The 24,121-nt window shown below is 72.2% G+C and carries 23 protein-coding genes and 1 tRNA gene; 9 read left to right on the top strand and 15 right to left on the bottom strand.

The features are described 5' to 3' along the window. Nucleotides 1-66 precede the first annotated feature (66 nt). Nucleotides 67-576 (top strand): GNAT family N-acetyltransferase, encoded by a 510-nt coding sequence (locus ACWCPN_RS00910; RefSeq protein ID WP_451201573.1) that lies wholly within the window; start codon nucleotides 67-69, stop codon nucleotides 574-576. On the opposite strand, the gene ACWCPN_RS00915 is transcribed toward ACWCPN_RS00910, so the two are convergent. Then, nucleotides 563-2,602: a DHA2 family efflux MFS transporter permease subunit gene (locus ACWCPN_RS00915; protein ID WP_451201574.1), complete on the bottom strand. Its 2,040-nt coding sequence runs from the start codon at nucleotides 2,600-2,602 to the stop codon at nucleotides 563-565. The genes ACWCPN_RS00910 and ACWCPN_RS00915 overlap by 14 nt on opposite strands. Nucleotides 2,603-3,446: 844 nt before the next feature. Between ACWCPN_RS00915 and ACWCPN_RS00920 the strand changes: the two genes are divergently transcribed. Continuing rightward, entirely contained in the window at nucleotides 3,447-3,953 is a 507-nt protein-coding gene (locus ACWCPN_RS00920; RefSeq protein ID WP_451201576.1) for a peptidoglycan-binding protein, read from the top strand. 216 nt (nucleotides 3,954-4,169) lie between these two features. Here ACWCPN_RS00920 and ACWCPN_RS00925 read toward each other — a convergent pair whose 3' ends face one another. Beyond that, nucleotides 4,170-4,838 carry an HAD-IA family hydrolase gene (locus ACWCPN_RS00925; protein WP_451201578.1) on the bottom strand — a complete coding sequence of 223 codons (669 nt, stop codon included), beginning with the start codon at nucleotides 4,836-4,838 and terminating at the stop codon, nucleotides 4,170-4,172. 183 nt (nucleotides 4,839-5,021) lie between these two features. Continuing rightward, the gene (locus ACWCPN_RS00930; RefSeq protein ID WP_451201580.1) at nucleotides 5,022-5,603 is read right to left on the bottom strand and encodes a TMEM165/GDT1 family protein; all 582 of its coding nucleotides are present in this window, start codon (nucleotides 5,601-5,603) and stop codon (nucleotides 5,022-5,024) included. Between the two features lie 376 nt (nucleotides 5,604-5,979). Between ACWCPN_RS00930 and ACWCPN_RS00935 the strand changes: the two genes are divergently transcribed. Further along, nucleotides 5,980-6,624 (top strand): HNH endonuclease family protein, encoded by a 645-nt coding sequence (locus ACWCPN_RS00935; protein ID WP_451201582.1) that lies wholly within the window; start codon nucleotides 5,980-5,982, stop codon nucleotides 6,622-6,624. A gap of 100 nt (nucleotides 6,625-6,724) precedes the next feature. On the opposite strand, the gene ACWCPN_RS00940 is transcribed toward ACWCPN_RS00935, so the two are convergent. The 3 genes from ACWCPN_RS00940 to ACWCPN_RS00950 form a co-directional block, all read right to left on the bottom strand. Continuing rightward, nucleotides 6,725-7,336 carry a DedA family protein gene (locus ACWCPN_RS00940; protein ID WP_365123358.1) on the bottom strand — a complete coding sequence of 204 codons (612 nt, stop codon included), beginning with the start codon at nucleotides 7,334-7,336 and terminating at the stop codon, nucleotides 6,725-6,727. A gap of 223 nt (nucleotides 7,337-7,559) precedes the next feature. Further along, nucleotides 7,560-8,015, bottom strand: a complete 456-nt coding sequence (locus ACWCPN_RS00945) for a DoxX family protein (protein ID WP_451201584.1) — start codon at nucleotides 8,013-8,015, stop codon at nucleotides 7,560-7,562. A 458-nt stretch (nucleotides 8,016-8,473) separates the two neighbouring features. After that, nucleotides 8,474-8,707, bottom strand: coding sequence for a DUF2277 domain-containing protein (locus ACWCPN_RS00950; protein WP_365123361.1), 234 nt, complete (start codon nucleotides 8,705-8,707; stop codon nucleotides 8,474-8,476). 93 nt (nucleotides 8,708-8,800) lie between these two features. On the opposite strand from ACWCPN_RS00950, the gene ACWCPN_RS00955 reads away from it, so the two are divergent. Together ACWCPN_RS00955 and ACWCPN_RS00960 are read left to right on the top strand one after the other, a co-directional pair. Continuing rightward, the gene (locus ACWCPN_RS00955; RefSeq protein ID WP_451201587.1) at nucleotides 8,801-9,754 is read left to right on the top strand and encodes a ketopantoate reductase family protein; all 954 of its coding nucleotides are present in this window, start codon (nucleotides 8,801-8,803) and stop codon (nucleotides 9,752-9,754) included. A gap of 72 nt (nucleotides 9,755-9,826) precedes the next feature. Next, nucleotides 9,827-10,180 carry a hypothetical protein gene (locus tag ACWCPN_RS00960; protein ID WP_451201589.1) on the top strand — a complete coding sequence of 118 codons (354 nt, stop codon included), beginning with the start codon at nucleotides 9,827-9,829 and terminating at the stop codon, nucleotides 10,178-10,180. A 107-nt stretch (nucleotides 10,181-10,287) separates the two neighbouring features. Here the strand turns inward: ACWCPN_RS00960 and ACWCPN_RS00965 are convergent, their stop codons facing one another. From ACWCPN_RS00965 to ACWCPN_RS00975, 3 genes are all read right to left on the bottom strand, one after another. Then, entirely contained in the window at nucleotides 10,288-11,091 is an 804-nt protein-coding gene (locus ACWCPN_RS00965) for a glycine-rich domain-containing protein (protein WP_451201591.1), read from the bottom strand. A 241-nt stretch (nucleotides 11,092-11,332) separates the two neighbouring features. Then, nucleotides 11,333-11,407: transfer RNA gene (locus tag ACWCPN_RS00970), tRNA-Val, on the bottom strand. A gap of 94 nt (nucleotides 11,408-11,501) precedes the next feature. After that, a complete protein-coding gene (locus ACWCPN_RS00975; RefSeq protein ID WP_451201593.1) occupies nucleotides 11,502-13,121 on the bottom strand; it encodes an IS200/IS605 family accessory protein TnpB-related protein in 1,620 nt (539 codons plus the stop codon). A gap of 205 nt (nucleotides 13,122-13,326) precedes the next feature. Here ACWCPN_RS00975 and ACWCPN_RS00980 point away from each other — a divergent pair, with 205 nt between their 5' ends. The 3 genes from ACWCPN_RS00980 to ACWCPN_RS00990 all read left to right on the top strand — a co-directional run bounded on the left by ACWCPN_RS00980 (nucleotide 13,327) and on the right by ACWCPN_RS00990 (nucleotide 15,727). Then, complete coding sequence (locus ACWCPN_RS00980; protein WP_451201595.1) at nucleotides 13,327-14,727, top strand: hypothetical protein; 1,401 nt, start codon at nucleotides 13,327-13,329, stop codon at nucleotides 14,725-14,727. Nucleotides 14,728-14,874: 147 nt separating this feature from the next. Beyond that, nucleotides 14,875-15,474, top strand: coding sequence for a DUF4383 domain-containing protein (locus tag ACWCPN_RS00985; protein WP_451201597.1), 600 nt, complete (start codon nucleotides 14,875-14,877; stop codon nucleotides 15,472-15,474). A gap of 31 nt (nucleotides 15,475-15,505) precedes the next feature. Next, the gene (locus ACWCPN_RS00990; protein ID WP_199210381.1) at nucleotides 15,506-15,727 is read left to right on the top strand and encodes an FmdB family zinc ribbon protein; all 222 of its coding nucleotides are present in this window, start codon (nucleotides 15,506-15,508) and stop codon (nucleotides 15,725-15,727) included. Here the strand turns inward: ACWCPN_RS00990 and ACWCPN_RS00995 are convergent, their stop codons facing one another. Genes ACWCPN_RS00995 through ACWCPN_RS01005 form a run of 3 tightly spaced genes read right to left on the bottom strand, consistent with a single transcriptional unit; the run spans nucleotide 15,728 to nucleotide 20,206 of the window. Beyond that, the gene (locus tag ACWCPN_RS00995; protein ID WP_365123371.1) at nucleotides 15,728-16,558 is read right to left on the bottom strand and encodes an HAD family hydrolase; all 831 of its coding nucleotides are present in this window, start codon (nucleotides 16,556-16,558) and stop codon (nucleotides 15,728-15,730) included. Further along, on the bottom strand, nucleotides 16,558-19,017 hold the full coding sequence (locus tag ACWCPN_RS01000) for a phosphoribosyltransferase (RefSeq protein ID WP_451201599.1): 2,460 nt from the start codon (nucleotides 19,015-19,017) through the stop codon (nucleotides 16,558-16,560). Before ACWCPN_RS01000 ends, ACWCPN_RS00995 begins: the two co-directional genes overlap by 1 nt. 22 nt (nucleotides 19,018-19,039) lie before the next feature. After that, entirely contained in the window at nucleotides 19,040-20,206 is a 1,167-nt protein-coding gene (locus ACWCPN_RS01005; RefSeq protein ID WP_451201601.1) for an HpcH/HpaI aldolase/citrate lyase family protein, read from the bottom strand. A gap of 176 nt (nucleotides 20,207-20,382) precedes the next feature. Here ACWCPN_RS01005 and ACWCPN_RS01010 point away from each other — a divergent pair, with 176 nt between their 5' ends. Next, on the top strand, nucleotides 20,383-21,192 hold the full coding sequence (locus ACWCPN_RS01010; RefSeq protein ID WP_451201603.1) for a TerD family protein: 810 nt from the start codon (nucleotides 20,383-20,385) through the stop codon (nucleotides 21,190-21,192). Nucleotides 21,193-21,195: 3 nt separating this feature from the next. On the opposite strand, the gene ACWCPN_RS01015 is transcribed toward ACWCPN_RS01010, so the two are convergent. From ACWCPN_RS01015 to ACWCPN_RS01025, 3 genes are all read right to left on the bottom strand, one after another. Beyond that, nucleotides 21,196-21,933, bottom strand: a complete 738-nt coding sequence (locus tag ACWCPN_RS01015; protein ID WP_451202266.1) for a TerD family protein — start codon at nucleotides 21,931-21,933, stop codon at nucleotides 21,196-21,198. A 177-nt stretch (nucleotides 21,934-22,110) separates the two neighbouring features. Then, nucleotides 22,111-23,250 (bottom strand): DUF475 domain-containing protein, encoded by a 1,140-nt coding sequence (locus tag ACWCPN_RS01020; RefSeq protein WP_199210384.1) that lies wholly within the window; start codon nucleotides 23,248-23,250, stop codon nucleotides 22,111-22,113. 255 nt (nucleotides 23,251-23,505) lie between these two features. Further along, nucleotides 23,506-24,084 (bottom strand): TerD family protein, encoded by a 579-nt coding sequence (locus ACWCPN_RS01025; RefSeq protein ID WP_358927190.1) that lies wholly within the window; start codon nucleotides 24,082-24,084, stop codon nucleotides 23,506-23,508. Between the last annotated feature and the right edge of the window lie 37 nt (nucleotides 24,085-24,121).

Raw genomic sequence — 24,121 nt, forward strand, 5'->3', positions numbered from 1 at the left:
AACGGCGAAGCCGCGCACGCATATCAGGTTGCGGCCTCCCTCCGCCGACGGCGCACAATCGCCGGCATGACGTGGACGATCGCCCCGGAACCGTACGACTCCCCGGCCGCCGCCGCCCTGTGGCGGGCGTACTACACGGAGGTCAGCGACCGCTGGTACCTGCTGCACGAGGGGCGGCGCACCGCTCCGGACGAGCTGGAACGGGAGATCGCGGCCCACACCGGAGCTGAACTCGCCGCGCCCACCGGGCAGTTGCTGCTCGGCCGGTACGACGGCGAGCCGGCCGGTTCGGCGGGCGTACGGCTGCTCGGCCCGGACACCGCCGAACTCACCCGGGTGTTCGTGCTGGAGGGGATGCGCGGCCGGGGCGGCGCGGCGCTCCTGGTGGCCGCCGCCGAGGAGGCCGCCCGCGCCCTCGGCGCCACGGCGCTGGTCCTCGACACCCGCGGCGACCTGGTCGAGGCCCGCGCCCTGTACGCCCGGCTCGGCTACGCGGAGACGGCACCGCACAACGACGACCGGTACGCCGAGCACTGGTTCCGCAAGGAACTGCCGGAACCCGTCAACCGGGGTTGAGCACGGAGCCGTTGTGCGGCCGCTCGCGTTCCGAGCCGCACAGTTCGCCGGTCAGCTCCTTCACCAGCCGGGTGAGGTCGGTGGACCGGCCTGGTGCCCACCAGTCGCCGAGCAGTTCGGCCAGGGACTGCTCGCGGGCCGCGGCGAGCCGTTCGGCGACCTCGCGGCCGGACGCGGTCAGCACCAGGTCCAGTCCCTCCCGCTCGGCCAGGCGCCGCTCCTCGACCTGCCGGGCGGCGGCCAGGACGGCCTGCAGCGGCACGGGACAGCGCTCGGCGAGCACACCGGGCTCCACCGAGCCGTACCTGCGGATGCGCAGCAGCAGCCAGCTCGCGGCGGGCAGCAGGTCGTAACCGGCCCGCTCGGTGATGTGGCGGTAGACCTCATGGCGGCCCTCCCGGGTGCCGAGCACGGACAGCGCGCGGCTCACCTCGTCGTGGGAGGAGCGTTCGACCGGGTTCGGCGGGATGGTCTCGGAGGCGTCCGGCGCGGTGACCGAGCCGCGCAGCCGGTCCTCCTTGAGGAACCACGCCAGGAGGAATCCCAGGGCGGCGACCGGGGCGGCGTACAGGAACACGTCGGTGATCGCTGACGCGTACGCGTGCAGGGCCGCCGGGCGCAGCGGGGCCGGCAGGGCGGCGATGCCGCGCGGGTCGGCCTTCAGGGCGTCGGGCGTGGCACCGGGCGGCAGCCGGACGCCGCGGAAGGCGTCGGCGAGCTTGTCGGCGAGGCGGCTCGCGAACACGGTGCCGAAGATGGCGACGCCGAAGGAGGCGCCGATGGACCGGAAGAAGGTGACACCGGAGGTGGCGACGCCCAGGTCCTCGTACGACACCGCGTTCTGCACGATGAGGACCAGGACCTGCATGACCAGGCCGAGGCCCAGGCCGAAGACGAAGAAGTAGGAGCTCATCTCGGCGGTCGAGCTGTGCTCGTCGAGCCGGTGCAGCAGGAGCAGGCCGATGGCGGTCACGGCGGTGCCGGCGACCGGGAACACCTTCCAGCGGCCGGTGCGGCTGACGATCTGCCCGGAGACGGTGGACGACAGCAGCAGGCCGACCACCATCGGCAGCATGTGGACACCGGACAAGGTCGGGGAGATGCCGTGCACGACCTGGAGGAAGGTCGGCAGGTAGGTCATCGCGCCGAACATGGCGAAGCCGACGATGAAGCTGATGACGGCGGCCAGGGTGAAGGTGCGCAGGCCGAACAGCTTGAGCGGCAGCACCGGTTCGGCGGCCCGGCGTTCCACCGCGACGAAGGCGACGGCGAGCACGACACCGAGCACCGCGAGCCCGATGGTCTGCGGCGAGCTCCAGCCCCACGTCGTCCCGCCGAGCGAGGCGACCAGCACCAGGCAGGTGGCGACCGAGGCGATCAGGACGGTGCCGAGGTAGTCGATGACGTGCTGGGCGGCCCGGCGCGGGATGTGCAGGGCGGTGGCGATCACGACGAGGGCGACGATCCCGACGGGCAGGTTGACGTAGAACACCCAGCGCCAGCTCAGGTGCTCGGTGAACAGCCCGCCGAGCAGCGGTCCGAGCACACTCGTGGCGCCGAACACGGCGCCGAACAGACCCTGGTACCGCCCACGATCCCGTGGCGGCACGATGTCGCCGACGATCGCCATCGACAGCACCATCAGCCCGCCGCCGCCCAGCCCCTGCAGCGCCCGGAACGCGATGAGCTGCGGCATGTCCTGGGCCATTCCGCACAGCGCGGACCCGATGAGGAAGATGACGATCGCGGCCTGGAACAGCTTCTTGCGCCCGTACTGGTCGCCGAGTTTGCCCCACAGCGGGGTCGCGGCCGTGGAGGCCAGCAGATAGGCGGTGACGACCCACGACAGGTGCTCGAGCCCGCCCAGGTCGCTGACGATCGTGGGCAGCGCGGTCGCCACGATGGTCTGGTCGAGAGCGGCCAGCAGCAGCCCGAGCAGGAGCGCGCCGATCGAGACGAGCGCGTTGCCGGAGACGTGCTCGGCGGCCGTCGCGTCCTTCGCCGTGCCGTGCGTGTCCAGGGCCATGGAGACCTCCCGGGGCTCGATGCGCCTCCATCCATCCTGAGCGGTGTCACCACTTATGGCCCGTTGAGCCCCGTGGTTGTCCCGTTGACTCCTGTGGTTGTGGAGAAAGTCTGCATATCCTCTGAAGCTCGCGAGGGGACGGGGCGAACACATGACGGAGTCGAGCGGCCACACCTGCCCGGAGTGCGGCGCGCCCAGAGGACCGGACCACACACCGTCGTGCGACTGCACGCTGCGGGCGTCCGAGGCACTGCGCGAGACGCGCACGGCCGAGGCGGCCGCGGCGGAGGACTTCGACCCGCTGCGCATACGGCCGTACGTGGAGGTGGGGGGCTCCGACGGCTCGGCCGCCGAGCCGTCGGAGGAGGAGACCCCGCCGGACGAGGCCTCGCGGAGAGGGAGGGCTTCGGCGGACTCGGAGGCCCCGGCGGGTGGGATGGCCCCGGCGAGTGGGGAGGCATCGGCGGGCCCGGGGGGCTCCGCGGACGGGACGGTCTCCGCCGACGAGGGGCGCTCTGCGGGCCGGAGTGCCTCGGCAGGCAGGCCGGTCTCGGCGGGCGAGGCGACCTCCGCGGGCCCGGGGGCCTCTGCGGACAGGGCGGTCACCGCTGAAGAGGAGACCGCGGCGGGCCTGAGGGCCCCCGCGGACAGGACGGCCCCCACGGGCGAGGAGACCTCGGCGAAGGTCACGCCGGTGAGCGGACCGGCGGTGGAGGCGGGCGTCGCGTCGTACGGACCCGGTACGAGGGAGTTACAGCCGTTCGCGGACTCCGGCGGGGAGCCGTATCCGGCCCCGTCCAGACCCGCCGGCCCTGGCCGCCGGCGCCGTACGGCCCTGCTGTGCGTGGCGGGCGCCGGTGTGGCGGTGGCCGCCGTGGGTCTCGCGGGCGGACTGTTCTCCTACCAGGAACCGACCCGGGACCGGTCGGCGCCGCAGGTGCGCGAGAGCGTGCCGGAGGAGGCACCGACGTCACCGGGTTCCGCCTTCTCGCCGGAGCCCGCGTCTCCGTCGGCCGCCCGTCTCCCGGCCCCTTCGCCCTCCACGCCCGCCCGGGCGACCCCCTCGACGTCCCGCGCCTCCCGTCCGGCCCCCTCGGGCACGGCGACGCGGAGCCCAGGCCCTGCCGCCACGGCCCTGGTCCTGCGCCGCGGCGACCAGGGCCTGGAGGTCATCGACCTGCAGACCAGGCTGAGCGCGCTGAACCTCTACCCCGACCACATCGACGGCGTGTTCACGCGCCCGGTCGAGGACGCCGTACGCACCTACCAGCTGGCCCGCGGCATCAGCGGCGACACACTCGGGGTCTACGGCGCGGCCACCCGGGCGAAGCTGGAGTCGGAGACCTGGTAGCCGCGACGCCCTGCGCCGGGCCCGCCTTCACTGAGGACGTACACCTCGGGCGGGGTGCGGGCTCCGAGGGCCGGGCCCTCGCGACGGGAGGCACGGGGCACGTACGGCCCCGCGCGGCTGTGGCCCCGGGGCACGTGCGGCAGCGCTCGGCTGCGGCCCCAGGACGCGTGCGACGCCGAGCGATCGGAGCCTCGGGGGACGAGCCGGTGCGGCGGCTCAGGTCAGGTGGAGCCGGATCGTTCCGTTCCCGGCGGGCTCCACCCGGACCCGGGTCAGGTCCGGCACCACGACGTCAGGCCCGTGCGAGGCCGCGCGCGGCCCGACGCCGACGACCCGCATCCCCGCGGCCCGTCCGGCCGCGATACCGGCCCCGGAGTCCTCGAACACGACGCAGTCCGCCGGGTCGACACCCAGCTCCGCCGCGCCCTTGAGGAACCCCTCGGGATCGGGCTTGCTCGCCCCCACCGACTCGGCGGTGACGCGCACGTCGGGCAGCGGCAGCCCCGCCGCCGCCATGCGGGCGGTGGAGAGGGCGACGTCGGCGGACGTCACCAGGGCGTGCGGGACCCCGCTCAGGGAGGCGAGGAAGGCACCGGCTCCGGGCACCTCGACCACGCCGTCCATGTCGGCGGTCTCCTCGGCGAGCATCCGGGCGTTGTCGGCGAGATTCCGCTCCACCGGCCGCCCGGGCAGCAGCACCGCCATCGAGGCGTGACCCTGCCGCCCGTGCACGACCTTCATGACCTCGTCCCCGTCCAGCCCGTGCTCCTCGGCCCAGCGCCGCCAGATGCGCTCGACCACGGCGTCCGAGTTGACGAGGGTGCCGTCCATGTCGAGCAGGAGGGCGCCGGCGGTGAGGACGGTGGGCGTGTCGGTGGCCGGCATCGGCGACTCCTCCTTGGGGCTCCCCGGGAAAGGCGTGAAGGGGCCGGACCGGGTGGGGGCGGAAGACAAAACGGCCCCGCCCGCCGGTCAGGGAAAACAGGCGGGAGCCACTTTGTTTCTCCACGGTACAAAACATGTCGCGGTACCGCCACCACCGCCGGCGAGGCTTCACCGTCCGTTCGCTCAGCCGGCGACGGCCTCGTACAGGCTCCACACGCCGAGGCCCAGCATCAGCAGCGCCGCGATCTGCGTGATCAGCCGCAGCGGCACCCGCTTCATCAGGGCCTTTCCGCCGACGATGCCGAGCCCGGCCACGGCCCACAGGCCGAGGACCGCACCGATGCCGACGGAGAGCGGATCGTCGTAGCGGGCGGCGAGGTTGGCGGTCATGATCTGGGTGAGATCGCCGAACTCGGCGACCAGGATGAGCATGAAACCGGTACCGGCGACCTTCCAGAAGGACTGGTCGGCGGGCTTCTTGATCTCCTCCTCGCCCTCGTCCTTCTTCAGCAGCAGCACCGCCGCTCCACCGAGGAAGAGCACGCCGGTGAGCGCGTGCACGATCTGCTGCGGGAGCAGGGTCAGCACGCTGCCGGCCGCGACGGCGAGCACGACGTGCACCAGGAAGGCGGCTGCGACGCCCGCGAAGACGTACGAGGCGCGGTAGCGGGTGCCGAGGACGAGGCCGGCGAGCGCGGTCTTGTCCGGCAGTTCGGCGAGGAAGACGATGCCGAAGACGATCGCCGTCACGGTGATGCTGATCAAGGTTCCTCAATCGGTCGGGGCTGCCCCACCGAGAGTGCTGTACCTCACAAAGGACACCTCGGCACGGCAGCGCACTCGGCGCCCGCGCCTCGGGGGCACGGGCGTGCACTGCTTGCCGAAGGTCTCGCTGGGCGGTCCACGCGGGATCCGCCTCCGGGCGCCGGCTCAGGCTCGCTGAGCAGTATGTCGACGGTCCGGCGAAGAGCTACTCCCCTTCTGCACCGTCCATCGTACGGGACCGAAAGTTCAGCCCCGAACCTTGTCGTGTCATGCGCACGACACTAACTTCTAACCGAGCGCTCACCAACCGGCAATACGGCAGCGCGAGCATTCCCACGCCCGCGCTCCAACACCCCCACCCCACAAGGGAGTTCGCATGCCCCGGTTCTACGCGCGTCGACGACTGAGCATACTCGCAGGCCTCAGCGCACTGGTAGCCTCCGTCGCCCTCCTCAACGCGCCGAGCGCCTCCGCGGCCCTGCCCACGCCGGTCAGCGGCGCCACGGCCCGCAGCTACCTCTCCCAGCTGACCGTGGCCACCGAGAACCGCACCGGCTACAGCCGCGACCTGTTCCCGCTCTGGATCACCATCAGCGGCAGCTGCAACACCCGCGAGACGGTCCTGAAGCGGGACGGCTCGAACGTCGTCACCGACTCCTCCTGCGCCGCCACCAGCGGCAGCTGGTACTCCCCGTACGACGGCGCCACCTGGACCGCCGCCTCCGACCTCGACATCGACCACCTCGTGCCGCTGGCCGAGGCCTGGGACTCCGGCGCGAGCAAGTGGACCACCGCCCAGCGGCAGGCCTTCGCCAACGACCTGACCCGCCCGCAGCTCCTCGCCGTCACCGACAACGTCAACCAGGCCAAGGGTGACCAGGACCCGGCCACCTGGATGCCGTCCCGGACCGCGTACCGCTGCACGTACGTCCGCGCCTGGGTGCAGGTGAAGTACTACTACGACCTGTCGGTCGACTCGGCGGAGAAGTCCGCCCTGACGAACTACCTGGCGAGCTGCTGACCGCCGGCCCCCCACAGCCCTCTCCGGCCGCCACGAACAGGCGGCCGGGGAGGGCGGCGGTCAGCGCACGCCCCGGGGCCGCGCCCGCGTGCCCGGACCGCTACGCCGGCCGACGCCGCACCAGGAACCCGGCCGCGGCACCAGCGCCGACCAGTGCGGCCACCGAAACCCCGGTGGCCAGCCAGGTGGCACCCAGCCAGCGGGCCCCGAAGTAGCCGAGGGCGACGCTGTAGGCGGCCCAGGACAGGCCGGCCAGTGCGGACCAGGGCACGAAGTCACGGGCCCGGCGGTGCGCCGCGCCCGCGCAGAAGGACACCACCGAGCGGCCGGCCGGCGCGAACCGGGCCAGCACCACGAGCGCCCCGCCGCCCCGGGACAGCGCCTCGCCGAGACGTTCCTGCGCCACGGTCAGCCGGCGGGAGCGGCTGATCGCCCGGTCCAGACGGTCCCCGCCGCGCCAGGCCAGCCGGTAGGCGGCGAAGTCACCGAGGAGCGAGGCGGTCGCGGCGGAGAGGATCAGGGCGAGGATGTCCGGCACCTCGTGCGGGACCTGCCCCGTCGCGGCACCCGAGCCCGCGGCCGCCGCCGTGGCCGCCGTGATGACGAGGACACCGCTCGGCAGCACCGGCAGGAAGACGTCGAGCAGCACCGACAGGGCCACCATGACGTAGATCCATGGGCCGGCGGCCAGCGACCCCAGGCTCTCCCACACGACTGCTCCCCGTTCCCCCGTGACTCCCCCCGATGACAGCCATACAGCGTACGCCGCGGGTGTGACAGGAGGCTCTCAGGGGGCGCACGTGATCGTCACCCCGTTTTTCACGCCCTTCACACCCGGCGGGCCCGACAGCGCCCCGCCCCGCTCGGGAGCGGGGTGGGGCGCCGTGTCCGTATGCCCTGCCAGGACACCTTGATGCAGGGCCCGGGCGAGCGGATCAGGCGGCTATCGGAGCCTGCTCGGCGGCGGGCCGGCGCGTCGTGGCCGTACGCCGGGTCACCAGCCGGTCGAGGCCGAAGGCACCGGAGCCGGTGAAGACCAGCAGCAGGAACGACCAGCAGAACAGGACCGACAGCTCGCCGCCGTTCTGGATGGGCCACAGGGCGGCCTGCTGGTGGACGTCGAAGTACGCGAACGCCATCGAGCCCGAGGCGACCAGCGCGGCGCCGCGGGTGCCGAGGCCGAGCAGGACCAGACCGCCGGCGACGAGCTGGATCACGGCCGCGTACCAGCCGGGCCAGGTGCCGGCCTCGACGGTTCCGCCGTGGGTGCCCATGGCGCCACCGAGGACGCCGAACAGCGAGGCGGCGCCGTGCACGGTGAACAGCAGGCCGACGACCATGCGGAACAGCCCGATGGCGTACGGCTGGGCGGAGTTGAGACGAGCGGACATGAGGGGGGTCTCCTCTTCGGTTCGGTCGGGCCGGCCGGGGACGGGCCGGTCGTGGGGGCGGCGGTACCGAATGGAGACCCAGGTTAGGTGAACCTAATTGATGCTTGCAAGTTCAACATTTGGCCATGGTTTCGCGTCCGCTCACGGCCCCCTTCCGGGCGCGAGCGCACGTAGCGGGGCCCTCGCCGCCGCGACGCGGACCGAAAGTGTGACCGAATCCACTCCTTGCACAGCTACCCGTCGCCGCCACTCGACTCACGCCGGACACGGCAAACTCCGCGCCAACTACCTTGCGATCAGCGTCATGTGACGAACCATCAGATCTCTGTCGGACCCGAGACCGACGGCATCGACCCCATCCCGGCAGAGGCGGCGCGGCACCGGCACGGGACAGCACGACCCGCCCGAGCGGCGACCCGCCTGCCGCCCGGGGCACCCCGGCACCCGGGGAGCGGGCCCTACTCCGCCGCCGTCCGCACGGCCCGCCCCCGCACCTCCAGCCCATCGAGCAGCTCCGCCGTGGCCGCAGCCACGGCCTCCACGGCCCGCTCGAACACCTCGCGGTTGTGAGCGGCGGGCGCCCGGAACCCCGAGACCTTCCGCACGTACTGCAGCGCGGCGGCGTGAATGTCGTCCTCGGTGGCCTCGTCGGGCAGTACTGGCGGGCGCAGCGTCTTGATACTCCGGCACATGCCCCCAGTCTCACGCAACGCGCACACCCCTGCGAGGATCACGCCGAAGGCGGCCACCGAACCCCGGGGCCGACCGACGAGAGGAACTCCCTCATGACGACGAAGCAGACCCCGAGGACCGCACAGGCCGAGCGGACGGAGCAGCCGGAGCGCACGAGGCGGACCGTGGCCGTACTGGGCCCCGGCGGCGTCGGCGGCCTCCTCGCCGCCCTCCTGTCCCGCTCCGGCCACCGCGTCGTCTGCCTGGCCCGCGAGGACACGGCCGACACCCTGCGCACCGGCGGAATCCGGGTCCGCAGCCGCCAGTTCGGCGACTTCACCGCACCCGTGGAGGCCGACACCGAACTGCGTGAACCGGTGGACGCCTGCCTGATCACCGTCAAGCACACCGGTCTGGACGACGCCCTCACCCGGGTCCCGCCCGCCGCGCTCGGCGACGCCCTCCTCGTACCGCTCCTCAACGGTGTCGAACACCCCGCGGCCCTGCGCGCCCGCTACCAGCCCGGCCTCGTGGCCCCGGCGGTGATCCGGGTGGAGGCGACCCGGACCGCGCCGGGCGTGCTGGAGCACGACAGCCCCTTCACCGAGATCGACCTGGCGAGCGACACCGCGCCCCGGCCCCGCCTGAACGCCCTCGCCGCGATCCTGTCCGGCGCCGGCCCCACCACCGGGGTCGTCGAGGACGAGACGGCGGCACTGTGGGCCAAGATGGCCTTCCTCGCGCCCCTCGCCCTGCTCACCACGCGGTACGGCGTCCCTCTCGGCGAGGTGCGCACCCGGCACGAGGACGAACTGCGCTCACTGGTCGGCGAGACGGCCGCCGTCAGCCGCGCCTGCGGCGCCCCCGCCGACCCGGCCGCGGCCCTGGCCCGCTACGCCGCCTTCCCGGCCACCACCAGGTCCTCCATGCAACGCGACGCCGAGGCGGGCCGCCCGCTCGAACTCGACGCCATCGGCGGAGCACTGCTGCGCGCGGCGGACCGGCACGGCGTGGCGGTGCCGGTGGCGGCGCGGCTCGTCGCAAAGCTGCGCGAGAGCGGCCACTGAGCCGATCACCCGTTCGACTGAACCTCGGGAACGGCCTCGCCATTCAAAATCGAACAGACGTAGCATTGCCGCGTGGGTACGTCCTATGACTTTCCGAGTGACCTGCTCGCCGGTCAGGAGGAGCTGCACCAGATACGGGCCGAGCTGTCGGCCCTGCTGAAGCGGCTCCCCTGGTCCGTCGAGCCGTTGGACGGCTTCAGCGACGACAGCGGGTGGCGCAGGATCGAGCGGTCCGCGTCCCCCGGGTGGACGGAGGACGAGCAGGCGGAGGTGGAGAAGATGCGGCAGCGAGAGCACGAGCTCGCGGTGTTCGTCAGCACCCACCGCTACTGGTCGGACCTCTCCGGCCCGGACCGGGTGGACGCCCGCAGCAGGCTGAAGCACGCACCCGAGACGCCCGAGAAGGAGCGGACGGAGCAGAGCTGACGCGCCCCGGGCAGCCGGTGCGCACAGGTGGGCCCCGGCGGGTGTACCGCCGGGGCCCACCACGTCACGGCCCGGGAGGGCCGGGCCGAGCCGGGTCAGCGGGCCGCCTAGGCGAACACCACGAGGTAGCCGTTGCCGCCGTTGACGCCATTGACGCCGGCGCTGCTCGCCGGGACACCGCCGTTGCCGCCGTCACCGCCGCTGCCGTCCCTCCCGGGAGGCGCGACGATGCCGTCGACCGCGGCCCCGCCCGCGCCGCCGGTCGAACCGGAGCCGGACCGCCCGTTCGCGCCGGTCCGGTTCACCGCCACGGCGCTGGTGCAGTAACCGTTGCCACCGGGGCCGCCGGCACCCGGTGTGCCGGGGCCGGTCAGGCCGGCCCCGCCGGCGCCGCCGCCCCCACCGCCGGTGGCGGTCAGCAGCGTGGTGTGGCTCGTGGAGGTGAAGGTCGTCGCGCCGCCGGTGGTGCCGTTGGTACCGCCCTGCGCGGCGCCGCCACCGTTGCCGCGGGTGCCGCCGACGCCCAGGGTCACCCGGTACTGCTGACCGGGGTTGACGTTGAGGACGCACCAGGTGAACCCACCGGCACCGCCTCCCCCGCCACCGCCGCCCGCCCGCGTCCCGACGGCACCGCCTCCGCCTCCCCCGCCACCACCGGCCCCCCAGGCCTGGACGTGGATCTGGGTCACCCCCCGGGGCGGCGTGAAGGTGCCGTTCACGGTGTACTCCCGCACCCCGTGGATGACCTCGGGCAGCACCGGGCCGGCACTCGGCGTCGGACCGCCGGCCGCGTGCGCGGCGGGCGAGAGGGTCAGCACCTGACCGGCGAGCGCGGCCGCGGTCGCGGCGGAGCCGAAAAGGACCCGGCAGCGGACACCGGACCGCCGGGCAGTGACGTTCGGACCGTTCACGTGTTGTCATCCTTCCCCGCGGCGGGCCCACAGCTGTCGCGAAGCATGAGGGGGGAGATCTGGGGAGCACTGCAGAACGGCCCGCAGGCCCATCGCACTTCCACCGCGCGGCCCCCGCACCCCGGCGAGGCGCCGATTGACCCGCGCAGGTGATCACCGAGGCCCGCCCGGGCGACAGCCCCACCCAAGACGGAAGGCCCAGTCCCCTCCGCGGAGGGGACTGGGCCTTCTCACATCCTCGTGGTGGGCGCGGACGGTTTCGAACCGCCGACATCCTGCTTGTAAGGCAGGCGCTCTACCGCTGAGCTACGCACCCGGGACAGTTCGACAGCCTACATTGTCCCGACGCCTGCCCTGCAAGCCCGCGCGGGCGGGCAGACAGCACGCAGCCATTCCTGGAAGTTGAGCGGTCATGGCCCCTGTGGCCAGGGCGCATGCTCAACCGCGTGCCCCGAGCGGTCCTGGGCACGCTGGTCTCCCGCGTTCGCTCCGTTCCCGGGCCACGCGGATCCTGTCCGGGGTCCGGGGGAACGGGGGCGGGGTCCCTCGCGACTCCCGGACTCCGCTCCGGCCTGGGCGGTCCGATGCCCCGCACGATCACACCGGTCGTGCGGGGGCGGTGCCGTCCGTCGCCGGATCGGATGCCCGAGGGCGCGCCGTCCGATCGCCACGGCCGCGGCGTCGTGACGAGTCGTTCTGCGGGTAGCCGTCGTGAGCGGCCGCTGCCAGTGCCGGGCTCCCCACTTCGAGGTGTACGCCGGGTCCACCGCGACGATCGCGATGTCCTGCTCGGCGGCCATGGATACGAGGCGCGCCCTGAGTCGCGCGGTCGGGAAGCGCGACACGAGACGCCGGAACCGCTTGTTCGCGCCGTACCGCTCCCGGCCCGCGCCGTCGGTGAAGTGCAGGTCCTCGACCGCGATCGCCGCCGCTCCGCAACGCCGGGTGAAATGCAGCAACCGGGTCAGCGCATGCCGGAGCTGGGCGTCCCGGTGCGACGCGCCACCCGACATGTCGTAGGGGAAGCGCCGGGGTCCGCCCACCGGGTTGCCCCGGGTGTCGAGTCGCCAGACGGCGAGATGGTCATCGTTCATGTCCACCGCTACCACACCACGGGCGAGGGCTGCCGAGAGCGGCAACCGCGGAGCTGCCGCGCGCTGCCACGAGGCGGTCAGGTACCAGCGGCCGCGTGCGGCGTCGTGGTGAACGCGGTAGGCGACCGCGCGGTGCACGGTGATGCGGTCCCGCCATTCCCCGGCCCGGTGCGTGAACGCCACGGCGGCGTCCAGCACGTACCGTCCGTGCGGGGCGTTGGCCAGGTGACTCAGGGCGGCGGGCAGCCTGATCGAGAGCTGCCCGGTCCCGGTGACGCGGATGGTCTCGTTGCCGCAGCGCTTGCCGGACTCCCCGTCCGCCGTCAGGAACATACGGGCGGCCCGCCACCGCTCACCCCAGGCCGGCCGGCTCAGGCCCGCCCGGTCCAGGTGGTGACGCAGGCGGGCGAGGTTCTTGCCACCGCGCACCACACGCACCCGGCCATCCGTCCAATCCCCTTCCAGCGATCCCAGCCGGTCCCTGAGAGCGTGAAGACGGCGGGACTTCGCATGCCACTCCGCACGGCCGGCGTATCCGCGTACGGCCCCGGTCCGTCTGTCGGCCCCGGCACCCAGCGGCCGGGCCAGCCGGCTCCCGATCCGCTTGATCTCACCCCGCAGCCATGCCATCTCCTCGGCCTGCCCACGCCGGGCCAGCGCCCACTGATCGTGCGTCGCCCCGGTGATGGTGCCCGCCCAGCGCGCGGAGGTGTCCCCCGTCAGCGCCCGCTTGCGCCCGGCCCGGTCGGCGGCGTCCCGTCCCAATCCCCGCCGCGACCTCTCCGCCAGGTCCCTCGACGCGAGCGAGCCCAGGAACATGCCCACCTCGGTGAGCACGGCGGCGTCCGCCCGCGTCACCCGCAGCCGCGTCCGGATCGAGACGCCGGTGGGGCCGGGTACGACGAACGGGCGCGCCGGCGTCCGCAGCTCTCCCACTCGCCCCCCTGAGAAGACCGGCCTCGAAGAATCCCCTGTCGCCTTCAACGACGGCTCGCCGGAAAGGTCACTCGTTCGAAACGGGAACCCGTGCCCTCCCACTGAAAGTCGTGGACCGTCCGGCGAACTGACGGGCTCGTGTGTTCGTCTTCAACAGGTGGGAGAATGACACCAGGTAGGGCGGACCACAGCACGGGAGAGGGATGTGACGGCGACACCGGGCACGCCATCCACGCAGTCGTACCCGCCGTCGCCGACCGGACGGACCCGGCGTGGGTTCGCGGGGGCGCATGACGTCCTGACGCTGATGAGTGTGCCGGTGATGGTCGCGCTGGTGCTGCCGGCCGCGTTCGCCGGGGGCGGCACCCGGCGGTGGTTCGGCGGGCGGGCGGAGAGTCAGCGGGCCGAGGCGCAGGCCGCGAAGGACGCCGCGGCCGCGGCGTTCTACGAACTGGACACCGCCCAGCGGGATCTGCGGATCTCGGTGGAGACCATCACGGCCGTGGACGACTCCCCCGCCGCCCGGCGCGCGGTCGCCGACTTCGCCGCGCTGGGCGCGCGGATCGACGAGGTCAGTCAGCGGTACATCCAGGCCGTCGACGCCCACGACCTGGACCGCGACGGTCTGGAGGCCGCCACGGCCGCCCGAGCGCGGAGCGAGCTGACCGCCGCCAAGGACGAGCTGGTGCGGGTCAAGCAGGAGCTGGACCGTTTCGGCAGCTCGCTGGGGCCTTTGCTGGGCAAGGCCGAGACCCAGTTGGCCCGCCTCGCGCCGGCCGTGGAGCGGGCCCGGCAGGCGCTGCTGGGGGCGAGCAACGCGCTGGACACCGTACGGGGGAAGGGGCTGGCGGCGGACGATCTCGCCGCCCGGCTCGCGGCGCTGTCCCCGGAGCTGACGAGGCTGAATCAGGGGGCCGGGCAGCACGGGGTGGCGCCGACGCTGGAGCGGGCCGAGCGGGTGCAGCGGGAGGCCGCCGCGATCCGGGCCGAGGCGGAGCGGCTGCCGGAGCGGGCGGCGGAGATCGATCACCGGCTGGTCAGTCTGCGCACCCGTGCGCAGGCGCTGACCACCCGGGCGGGGCAGGTCGATCCGGTCCTCAGTGAGCTGCGGCGGCGGTTCGCGGCGGCGTGCTGGCAGGATCTGCAGCAGGTGCCGGCGCAGGCCGCGGAGAACGTGCGGCAGGCCGAGCTGAAGCTGCGCGAGGCGCAGACGGCGCGGGAGGCGCAGCGGTGGGCGGACGCCACGTCGCTGCTCTCGACGGTGCGGGCGCTGCTGAACGGTACGGACGAGGCGGTGTCGGCCGCCGGTGACCGGCTCGCCCGGCTGAACGCGGTGCAGAAGGATCCGCAGGCGGAGACGGAGCGGACCCGGTTCGCGATCCGGGATGCCCAGCGGCTGGCCATGACGGGGCGTACGACGCCCGAGCTGCGGCATGCGCGTCCGCTGGACGAGGCGGTGGGCCGCCTGGAGCGGGCGGTGGGGTCGCTGGAGGGTCGGCACCCGGACTACTGGCACTTCCTGACGGAGTTGGAGGCGGTGCGGCAGGCGGTGGCCGGGGTGGTGTCGCGGATCCGTGAGGAGCGCGGGGGCGGCGCGGGCCGCTGAGGCGGGTCCCCGGTGTGGCCGCGGGTCGCCGAGGTGCCGGGTGTTCGGTGTGGCTCCGGGGTGCCGGTTCGTGTGGTGGCGGTTCGGGGTGGGCGGGCGGATGCTGGATGGATGGATGGCCTCCGTTAGCGCCCGGAGGGAGCGGACATGGCCACACACGCAGTCAACACGAAGCGGCGGATCCGGTTCGACGAGCATCTGCCCGTCGATCACCGTCTGAACACGGTCTACCGCGTCGGGGCGGCCCTGATCGGCGCGTTCCTGCTCGTCTTCGGCATTCTGGGGCTGATCGACCAGATCGGTTTCTTCAACACCGGCGGTGACAGGGTCATCGGGCTGAACACCAACGGCACGCTGAGTGTGCTGTCCATCGTCGTCGGGGTGATCCTGCTGGCGGGCATGGTGATCGGCGGGAACGTGGCGTCGACGCTGAACATGGTGTTCGGGGTGCTGTTCCTGCTGAACGGCTTTCTGAACCTGGCCCTGCTGGACGGTGAGTACAACTTCCTGGCGTTCCGGATCCAGAACGTGTTCTTCAGTTTCATCGTGGGGCTGCTGCTGATGACCTTCGGGATGTACGGCCGGGTCGGTTCCACCTTGCCGCCGGACAATCCGTACTACCGGGCGCGCCATCCCGAATCGGCCGCCGGATTCGCGGAGCGTGAGCGCGGGGCGGGTGGCACGCCGGTGGCGAAGTCGCTGCCGGGCAAGGAGGAGGGCGGGTCCGACCGTCCCGGTCTGCGGTGATTCCGGGGCGGGTGCCGGTTACTCTGGGCGCATGCCTCGCTATGAGTACCGTTGCCGTACCTGCGGTGACACCTTCGAACTGAGCCGTCCGATGGCGGAGTCCGCCGCCCCCGCCGCCTGCCCGGCGGGCCATGACGACACGGTGAAGCTGCTGTCGACGGTGGCCGTGGGCGGCACGGCCGGCGCCCCGGCCGCGGCGCCGAACGCCGGCGGCGGGGGTGGCGGCTGCTGCGGCGGGGGCTGCTGCGGCTGATCAGCGGGACGGGCCGGCCGGTGTTTCGCCCCGGGCGGCCCGCAGGAACTCCCGGGTGATCCGTTCGCCGGCGAGCACGCCCCGTTCCGGCAGGGCGGTGATGGCCGGCGCGGTCCACTGGCTGTCGGCCAGTTCGCCGTGTCCGGGGCGCCAGCCCCGGTCGGCGGCGAGGAGCAGGTCGGCGTCGAGGAGGGAGTCCCCGGCGGCGAGGGTCAGCTCGGCTCCGGTGCGGCGGGCGACCTCGCGTACGGCCGCGCTCTTGGTGAGCGGCTTGGGGACGGCGTAGATCTTGCGGCCCTGGAGGGAGACCGTCCAGCCGCGGTTCTCCGCCCAGGCGGCCAGTTCCTTCATCCAGTCGTCGGGGAGCAGTTCGCGTTCGACGACGAGGTAGGCGAAGAGGTCCTCGGCGATCCGGTGCTTGCGCACCCAGACGGGGTCGGCGGTCCGCATGAGGTGGTCGCGGATCTCGTCGAGCGGCGCGCACTCGTCGGCGAGGCGTGCCAGTACGCGCGCGTGCCAGTCGTGGTCGGTGGCCCCGTCGACCAGCAGGTGTCCGCCGTTGGCGCAGATCGCGTAGGCCGGCTGGGGTCCGGGCAGGTTGATGCGCTGGTACTGCTTGCGGGTGCGGGTCGTGGTGGGTACGAAGACGGCCGTGTCGCCGAGGTCGGTGAGCAGCCGGGCGGCGGTCTCGGTCATGTAGGACAGCGGTCTGCTCTCGTGGACCTCCACGCAGAGCAGCCGGGGGGCCCGTGCGTCGGGCATGGTCAGGGCGAGGGCCGCGGCGGAGTAGATCAGTGTGCGGTCGAGGTCGCTGGCGACGAGTACCGGCATCAGACGTTCACCGCCCGGCCGTCGGCGCCGGTGGCGCCCCGGGTGTACTTGGGGTGGATGAGTCCGACGCAGGTGTAGGGCAGTTCGGCGACCTCCTCGACGGGGACGCCGCGTTGTCCGGCGAGCAGGCGTACGTGGTCGAGGTCGGGGCCGGCGCCGGCTTTGGCGAGGATCTTCCAGGGCACGCGGCGCAGCAGTACGCGGGTGGTCTCGCCGACGCCGGGTTTGACGAGGTTGACGTCGTGGATGCCGTACTCCTCGCTGATCCGCTCGACGGCCCGCCAGCCGGCCCAGGTGGGGGTGCGGTCCTCGGTCTTGAGTTCCTTGACGGCGCTGTCGACGGTGTCGGTGACGTTCTGGAAGCGGTCGCTGACGGTGTCGAGGAAGGCCATGGAGACGTCGGCGCCGGCGAGTTCGCGGTAGTACTTCGCGCCGTGGAAGTCGTGCGCGCCGACCAGGTCGGCGCGCAGGACGGTGCGGGAGATCAGGCCGGAGACGGTGGAGTTGAGGCAGGCGGAGGGGATGAGGAAGTCCTCTCGGGTGCCGTAGGTGCGTACGCAGGAGCCGGGGTCGGCGAGGACGGCGATCTCGGGGTTGAAGCCGGTGATGCCCTCGGTCTTCTCGAACTCCTCTATCGCTTCGGCGAGTTCGCGGGTGATGGCGCCCTTTCCGGTCCAGCCGTCGACGAAGACGACGTCGCGGGGGTCGTGGTGGGCGGCCAGCCAGCGCAGGGCGTTGGCGTCGATGCCGCGGCCGCGGACGATGGAGACGGCGTAGTGCGGGAGGTCGAGGCCGTGCCGGAACCGGGCCCAGCGGCGCATCAGGATGCCGACGGGGGTGCCCGCGCGGGCGAGGGAGACCAGTACGGGCCGGGGTGAGTGCTCGTCGAGGACGGTCTCGGTGACGACTCCGACGGCGTGTGCGATGCGGGTGGCCGAGGCGTCCAGGGCGGCGTGGAAGAGCTGCTGGTACTGCTCGCTGGGCTGGTACTCGACGGGGAGCGACTCGGCGTAGTGGGCGCCGCCGCTCTGGATGGCCTCCTCCCGCTCCTCGGTCGGTGCTTCGAGGGTGACGTCCGAGAGGTCCCGCAGCAGCCAGCCGACCTCGTCGGGCGGGTACGAGGAGAAGGCGGGGCCGCGGAGGGGCTCGGGCAGCATGTCCGGCCTTTCGGGGGTGGTGGAGGCGGGCGCGGGGACGTGGGAGGGGACGACGGCGAGCAGGACGTGCGGGGTGTGGGCGGCGAGGCGGGCCGTCAGGCCGTCGGGGGCGTGCAGTGCGGGGGTGTCGGCGGCCGAGTCGACCACGGCGACGACGGCGTCGAAGCCGGCGCCCGCGACGTTGTAGGCGTAGCGCTCGCCGGAGCCGTCGGCGGGGTCGTCGTGGGCCGGGAAGACGAGGCGGGTGCGGATCGCGTAGCCGGGGTCGTCGACGGCGAGGACGGGTGAGCGGGTGGTGGTGGAGAAGCGCACCCGGGTTTCGGGGGCGATCTGTTCGAGTTCGCGGGCGAGGCGCAGCGGGGCGTACATCAGTTCCTCGAAGCCGAGTACGAGGACGTGCCGGGCGCCGGTGGGCAGTGCTTCGGCGAGCCGGGCCGCCATGGCGGGCAGGGCGGCTTCCAGGCGGGCGCGGTGCGCGGGGGTGAAGCCGTGGCGGCCGCCGTCGGGCAGGCCGTGGGGCCAGTCGAGGTCGACGCGGGTGATGCGGCCGCGGGGCGGTCCGGGTGTCTCGTCGGGCCGGGCGGTCTCGTGCCGTGCGACCAGTTCCTGGCCCTTGGCGAGGACGTCGTCGGGCAGCCGTACGGTGCCGGAGGCGGCGGCGACCAGGTCGACGCGGGCGCCGATGTCGTCCGCGAACCGCTGCAGGCGGGCTGTGTCCTCGGGTGAGCGCATGTCGACCAGGGCGACCACCACGTACCGCTCCCGGGGGTGGCGGGTGTGCAGGTCGGTGATGGTGTTGAGGACCGTGTTGCCGGTGGAGAACTCGTCGTCGACCAGGACCAGCGGGCCGTCGCCGGCGAGCAGGGCGGGGTCCGCGGGGAGCAGCAGGTGGGAGGTGGCGTGGGAGTGGGACTCCTCGAAGCCGCCGGCGGGGGCGATGCCGGTCACGGGGCGGCGGGTGGAGTGCAGGTACGGGGCGAGGCCCAGGCCGTCGGCGACGGCGTGGCCGAGGCCGGTGGCGGTCTCCGCGTAGCCGAGGACGACGGCGGAGGCGGCCGCCGTCTCGCCGAGCAGCGCGCGGACCCGGCGGCCCAGCCGGAATCCGTGGCCGTAGACCACGGAGGGTGACTGGGGTACGTGTTTGCCGAGCACGTTGGAGACCAGCAGGTGGGCCCGCTTGGGGTTGCGGCGCAGCGCGAGTCCGAGCAGGTCCGGCAGCCCGTCGTCGCCCTCCAGTCCGACTCCGAGTCGCTCGGCGACCCAGCTGCCGGACCAGACCCCGTCGTTCACTGCGTTGTTCATGCGTTCCTTGGGTTGGGAGGGGTCAGCCGGTTATTCCGGCGGTGAGCAGTTCGACGAAGCCGACGTCCTCGCCGGCCACGCCGAACACCTCGGCGCGCAGCAGGGTGCGTTCGGCCCAGGCGCGGTGCGGTTTCACTTCGTTCATCTTGTTCGTGTAGGCCGACCGGAGTACACCCCCGCCGCCGCGTTCCGGCCGGAGGATGTCCGCGGCGTCGCTGAACTCCTCGTGGCTGACGACTGACAGCGCGTGCACGGGCAGGACGTGGGAGGGGTGGATGCAGGTCTTGCCGAGCAGGCCGTTGGCCTGGTCGAGGGAGATCTCCCGGAGCAGTCCGTCCATCGCGTGTTCGATGAGCTTCTCGCGCAGGTCGACGGCCTGCACCTCGAGGAAGGGGCTCTGCCGCAGCTGTGGCTTGAACATGCGCTCGGGGACCCGGAAGTACTCCCAGACGGGGCCGGTGACGGTGAAGCCGCTGCCGTCGGCGCGGCCCAGCATGTTGACCACGTCGGCGATCACGGAGGCGACGATCTGGACGTCGTAGGCGGTCATGTCGGGGGCCCGGCGCAGGCCGTAGGAGGAGCAGAAGTCGGTGACGCCGAGGCGCAGGGCGAGGACCCGGTCGCGGTACCTGCCGACGGCGCGGGCGATGCCCTCCAGGGTGTCGACGCGGCTCTCGCGGTAGAGCAGCTCGGGCGATTCGAGGACGGGCATGGCGAAGAGCCGGCGTCCGCTCTCGCTCTCGGCGCGGGCGAGGGCCTCCAGGAAGGGGTTGCCGCTCTCCTCGGTGAACTTGGGCAGGACGAAGCCGGATAGCAGCCGCACGGTCGGTCCGAGACGCCGTACGAGGTCGGGGATCTGTTCGGGGGCCCGCACCCGGATGAACAGCAGGGGCGGTTCGGTTCCCGTACGGGAGTCGAGGTCGGCGAACTGCCGGACGAGGTTCTCCTCGCCTGCGGCGACGTCCGCGTCGCTGATGGAGTCCTCCAGGCACAGCACCATCGAGACCACGCCGTTGCCGGCTTGTTTGACGATGTCGTCGGCCAGCTGCGGCCGGGTGGCCGGGCTGTACAGCGTGGCGCCCAGGGCCGCGGAGAGCAGCCGGGCCGGGGAGTCGGCGGTGAACTCGCACGGCTCCTGATGGAAGAGACGCTTCCGCACCTCGGGGGCGATGTGCCCGAAATGACGCATACGGCTCCTTAGGGGTCCGGGTCGGACCTCTGGATTCGGTAAAGGGTGGCCGGTAATAGTACGTAGGGATCGATGTCGGGGGTTCCCACCGGGCATGAACTTCCGGTAACCGGCCCGCATCGGCGCCACCACACCCCGCATTGTCGTGGCCAGGACCCAGAAGGCAGGATGACCGCATGACGCACGCGATGCTGAAGGGGTCCAACGTCCCGCTCGAGGCCACCACGGTGCGCGCCGTGCTGCGCTGGACGCCCGGGCAGGGGGTTCCGGACGTGGACGCCTCGGCGCTGCTGCTGGGCCAGGACGGCCGTGTGCGCTCCGACGAGGACTTCGTGTTCTACAACCAGCCCCGGCACCCCTCGGGGAAGGTCTGGCGGCTGGGCAAGAAGCGGGCCCCGGAGGGCCTGACCGACACCATCCAGTCCGATCTCGCCGGTGTGGAGCCGGGTGTGGGGCGGGTGCTGCTGGTCGCTTCGGCGGACGGTGTCTCCTTCGACCAGGTGCCGGCGCTGTGCATCCTGCTGTACGACGCCGCCGTCGCCGACGGCGAGCCGCTGGCCCATTTCGAGATCAAGCCGGAGACGGGTGCGGAGACCGCCCTGATCTGCGGTGAGCTGTACCGGCGCGGCGAGGGCTGGAAGTTCCGCGCGCTGGGTGAGGGCTATTCCAACGGTCTGCGCGGCCTGGCCACGGACTTCGGCATCTCGGTGGACGAGTCGGAGGTGGACGAGCCTCGGCAGGCTCCGCCGGAGACGACGTCCCAGCCGCTTCCGCCGGAGCAGCCGACGACGGCGGTGCCGTCCCAGCCGGCGTACGGCTATCCGCAGACGGCGTCGCCCCAGCAGCCGGCGTACGGCTATCCGCAGCCGACCTCGGGGCTGCCCGCCTACGGTTATCCGCAGGCCCAGCCGCAGCCGGTTTCGGCGGCTCCGCTGGACCCCGACTTCCGGCTGCCGCCCCAGGGGCCGCAGTTCATCGGCCGGTAGGGGCTACTGCTCCACCTTCGACTTGTAGCCCCGTCCCCAGGTCAGTCCCCAGCCGTACAGCCGGTCGAGTTCGCCCTGGAAGCCGTAGACGAACTTGACCTCGCGCCGGACGACCAGTTCCCCCTTCACGTTCTCGATCATGACGACCGCGCAGGACCGGGCCTGGGGGTGGCGTTCGTCGAGGCCTATCTCGATGCGGGGGCCGTTGCTGGGGTAGAGCGTGACGATGGCGTGCGTGCGGTCGAAGGCCGGTGTGCGGTCGTAGATGTACACGAACACCAGCAGCCGCTTGATGGCGTCCCGATGGTCCAGGTTGACGTACATGGTCTCGCCGGACGCCGAGCCGAACCGGTCGTCGCCGCTGAGCTTGATGTACGGCGGTGCGTTGACGTCGCCGAGGTAGCCGCCGAGGGGCTGGACGACCCCCTTGGTGCCGTCCATCAGCTCGTACAGGCAGCCCAGGTCGAGGTCGACGTTGACCATGCTCTCCCCGTGGCCGAGCACCTCCGGTGGTTTCAGTGCCCGGAAGGGGTGCCGGAAGAGGCTGGTGCGCTGGTTGACGTCGAAGTCGGAGGTCCGCATCCGCCAGGTCAGGTTGACGCGCAGGTGGCCGGTGGCCGCGTCCTGTTTGGTGAGGGACACCTGCTGGTGCCGCCTGGTCAGTTCGATCGCGTTGCTCGCGGCGCTGCCCGAGTCGAACTCGGCGGTGCGCCCGCCGCGCAGCCCGTCGAAGAATCCCATTCCCGCCCCCAGGTACTCGTCTCGAACGCCGTCGGGGCGGCCGACCACGTCGGCCGCCCCGATCAGAGCGTTCCTCACGGCGCGGGGCGTCACACCCCGTCACGTCCCTGATCTTGCCCGTAGGGGGCGCCCACCGGTCCGATCCGGACGCGGGCCCCCAGGGGCTCACCAGGGCCGTCAGACCCCGGAGGAGACCTCCGCCTTCTCGTCGGTGCCCTCGCCCGCGGCCGCGAGGGCGCGGTTGCGGCGGACGGAGGACCAGAAGGACCAGGCGATCAGGACGACGCCGACGAGGCCGGTGATGACCTCGTTGATCTCGTACTGGATGGTGACCATGAGGATCACGGCCAGGGCGCCGATGGCGTAGTGGGCGCCGTGCTCCAGGTAGACGTAGTCGTCGAGGGTGCCCTGGCGGACCAGGTACACGGTCAGGGACCGGACGTACATCGCGCCGATGCCGAGGCCGAGCGCCATGAGGACGATGTCGTTGGTGATGGCGAAGGCGCCGATCACACCGTCGAAGGAGAAGGACGCGTCCAGGACCTCGAGGTAGAGGAACATGAAGAACGCGGCCTGGCCGGCCAGGACGACCGGCGAGCGCTTCTTGCCGGCGCGCGCGGCCTCTTCCTCCTCCTCGTGCTCACGCTCCTCCTGCTCCTCGAGACGGTCCTCGAAGAAGCCGGAGAGTCCGCCGACGATCATGTAGGTGATCAGGCCGGCGATGCCGGCGATCAGGACCGTCTGCGCCTTGTCGACGTGGGCGCCGCCGTGCTGGTGGGCGTGGGTGGCGAAGGTGAAGGCGGTGATGAGCAGGACGATCAGCGCGATGCAGACCGACAGCATGTCGACCTTGCCGAGCTTGGCGAGCGGGCGCTCGATCCAGCGCAGCCACTGGATGTCCCGGTCCTCGAAGATGAAGTCGAGGAAGATCATCAGCAGGAACATGCCACCGAACGCGGCGATCGCCGGGTGGGCGTCGGTGACGAGCTCCTGGTAGCGGTCCTTGTTGTTGAGCGCGAGGTCGACGGCCTCGATCGGGCCCATCTTGGCGCTGATCGCGACGATGACGACGGGGAAGACCAGCCGCATGCCGAACACCGCGATGAGGACGCCCACGGTGAGGAAGATCTTCTGCCAGAAGGCGTTCATCTTCTTCAGGATTCCGGCGTTGACCACCGCGTTGTCGAACGACAGCGAGATCTCGAGGATGGCGAGGATCGCCACGATCCCGAAGGCGGTCCACCCCCCGTAGAACGCGGCCGCGACCAGGCCGAGCGCGGTGACCGCGAACGACCAGCCGAAGGTTTTCAGAAGCACTGGCTACCCCATCGTGTTGTGGGGGCACCTCCCAGACGATGTCTGGGGGGAGAGTTTCCCCCGCGCCGTACTCGGCTTTGCTAAATGTTGACCACGAGTCTAGAGGGGCACTGCGCCATCAGGGGCGGTGAGGGGACCTCCGTCACAACACCGCAGGTCCCCGCCTCGTGCCGTCAGCGCACCTTGACCCCTCGAAGATCACGGGCGCGGGAGAGGTGAACCCGGAAGCCTTGTGCGCACGCGCCGCGTCCGGCTTCAGGAGACGTTGACTCCGAAGTCCAGGGCGATGCCCCGCAGCCCCGACGCGTACCCCTGGCCCACGGCCCGGAACTTCCACTCGCTCTGGTAGCGGTACAGCTCGCCGAAGATCATGGCGGTCTCGGTGGAGGCGTCCTCGCTCAGGTCGTAGCGGGCCAGTTCCTGGCCGTCGGCCTGGTTGACCACGCGGATGAACGCGTTGGAGACCTGGCCGAAGGTCTGGCCGCGCTCGTCGGCGGCGTGGATCGAGACGGGGAAGATGATCTTCTCGCACTGGAGGGGGACCTTGGTCAGGTCCACCAGGATCGACTCGTCGTCACCCTCGCCCTCACCGGTGAGGTTGTCGCCGGTGTGCTCCACCGAGCCGTCGGGGCTCGTGAGCTGGTTGTAGAACACGAACCAGTCGTCGCCCAGCACCCGGTTCCCGGCGCCGCACAGCAGGGCGCTGGCGTCCAGGTCGAAGGGGGCGCCGGTGGTGGAGCGCGCGTCCCAGCCGAGCCCGATCATGACGTTGGTGAGGTTCGGTGCGGCCTTGGAGAGGGAGACGTTGCCTCCCTTGGCGAGCGTGACGCCCATGATGCTGGTCCTCCCCTAGTGGTGCTTCTTTGGTTGT

This window comes from Streptomyces sp. NPDC002386, from assembly GCF_053593175.1.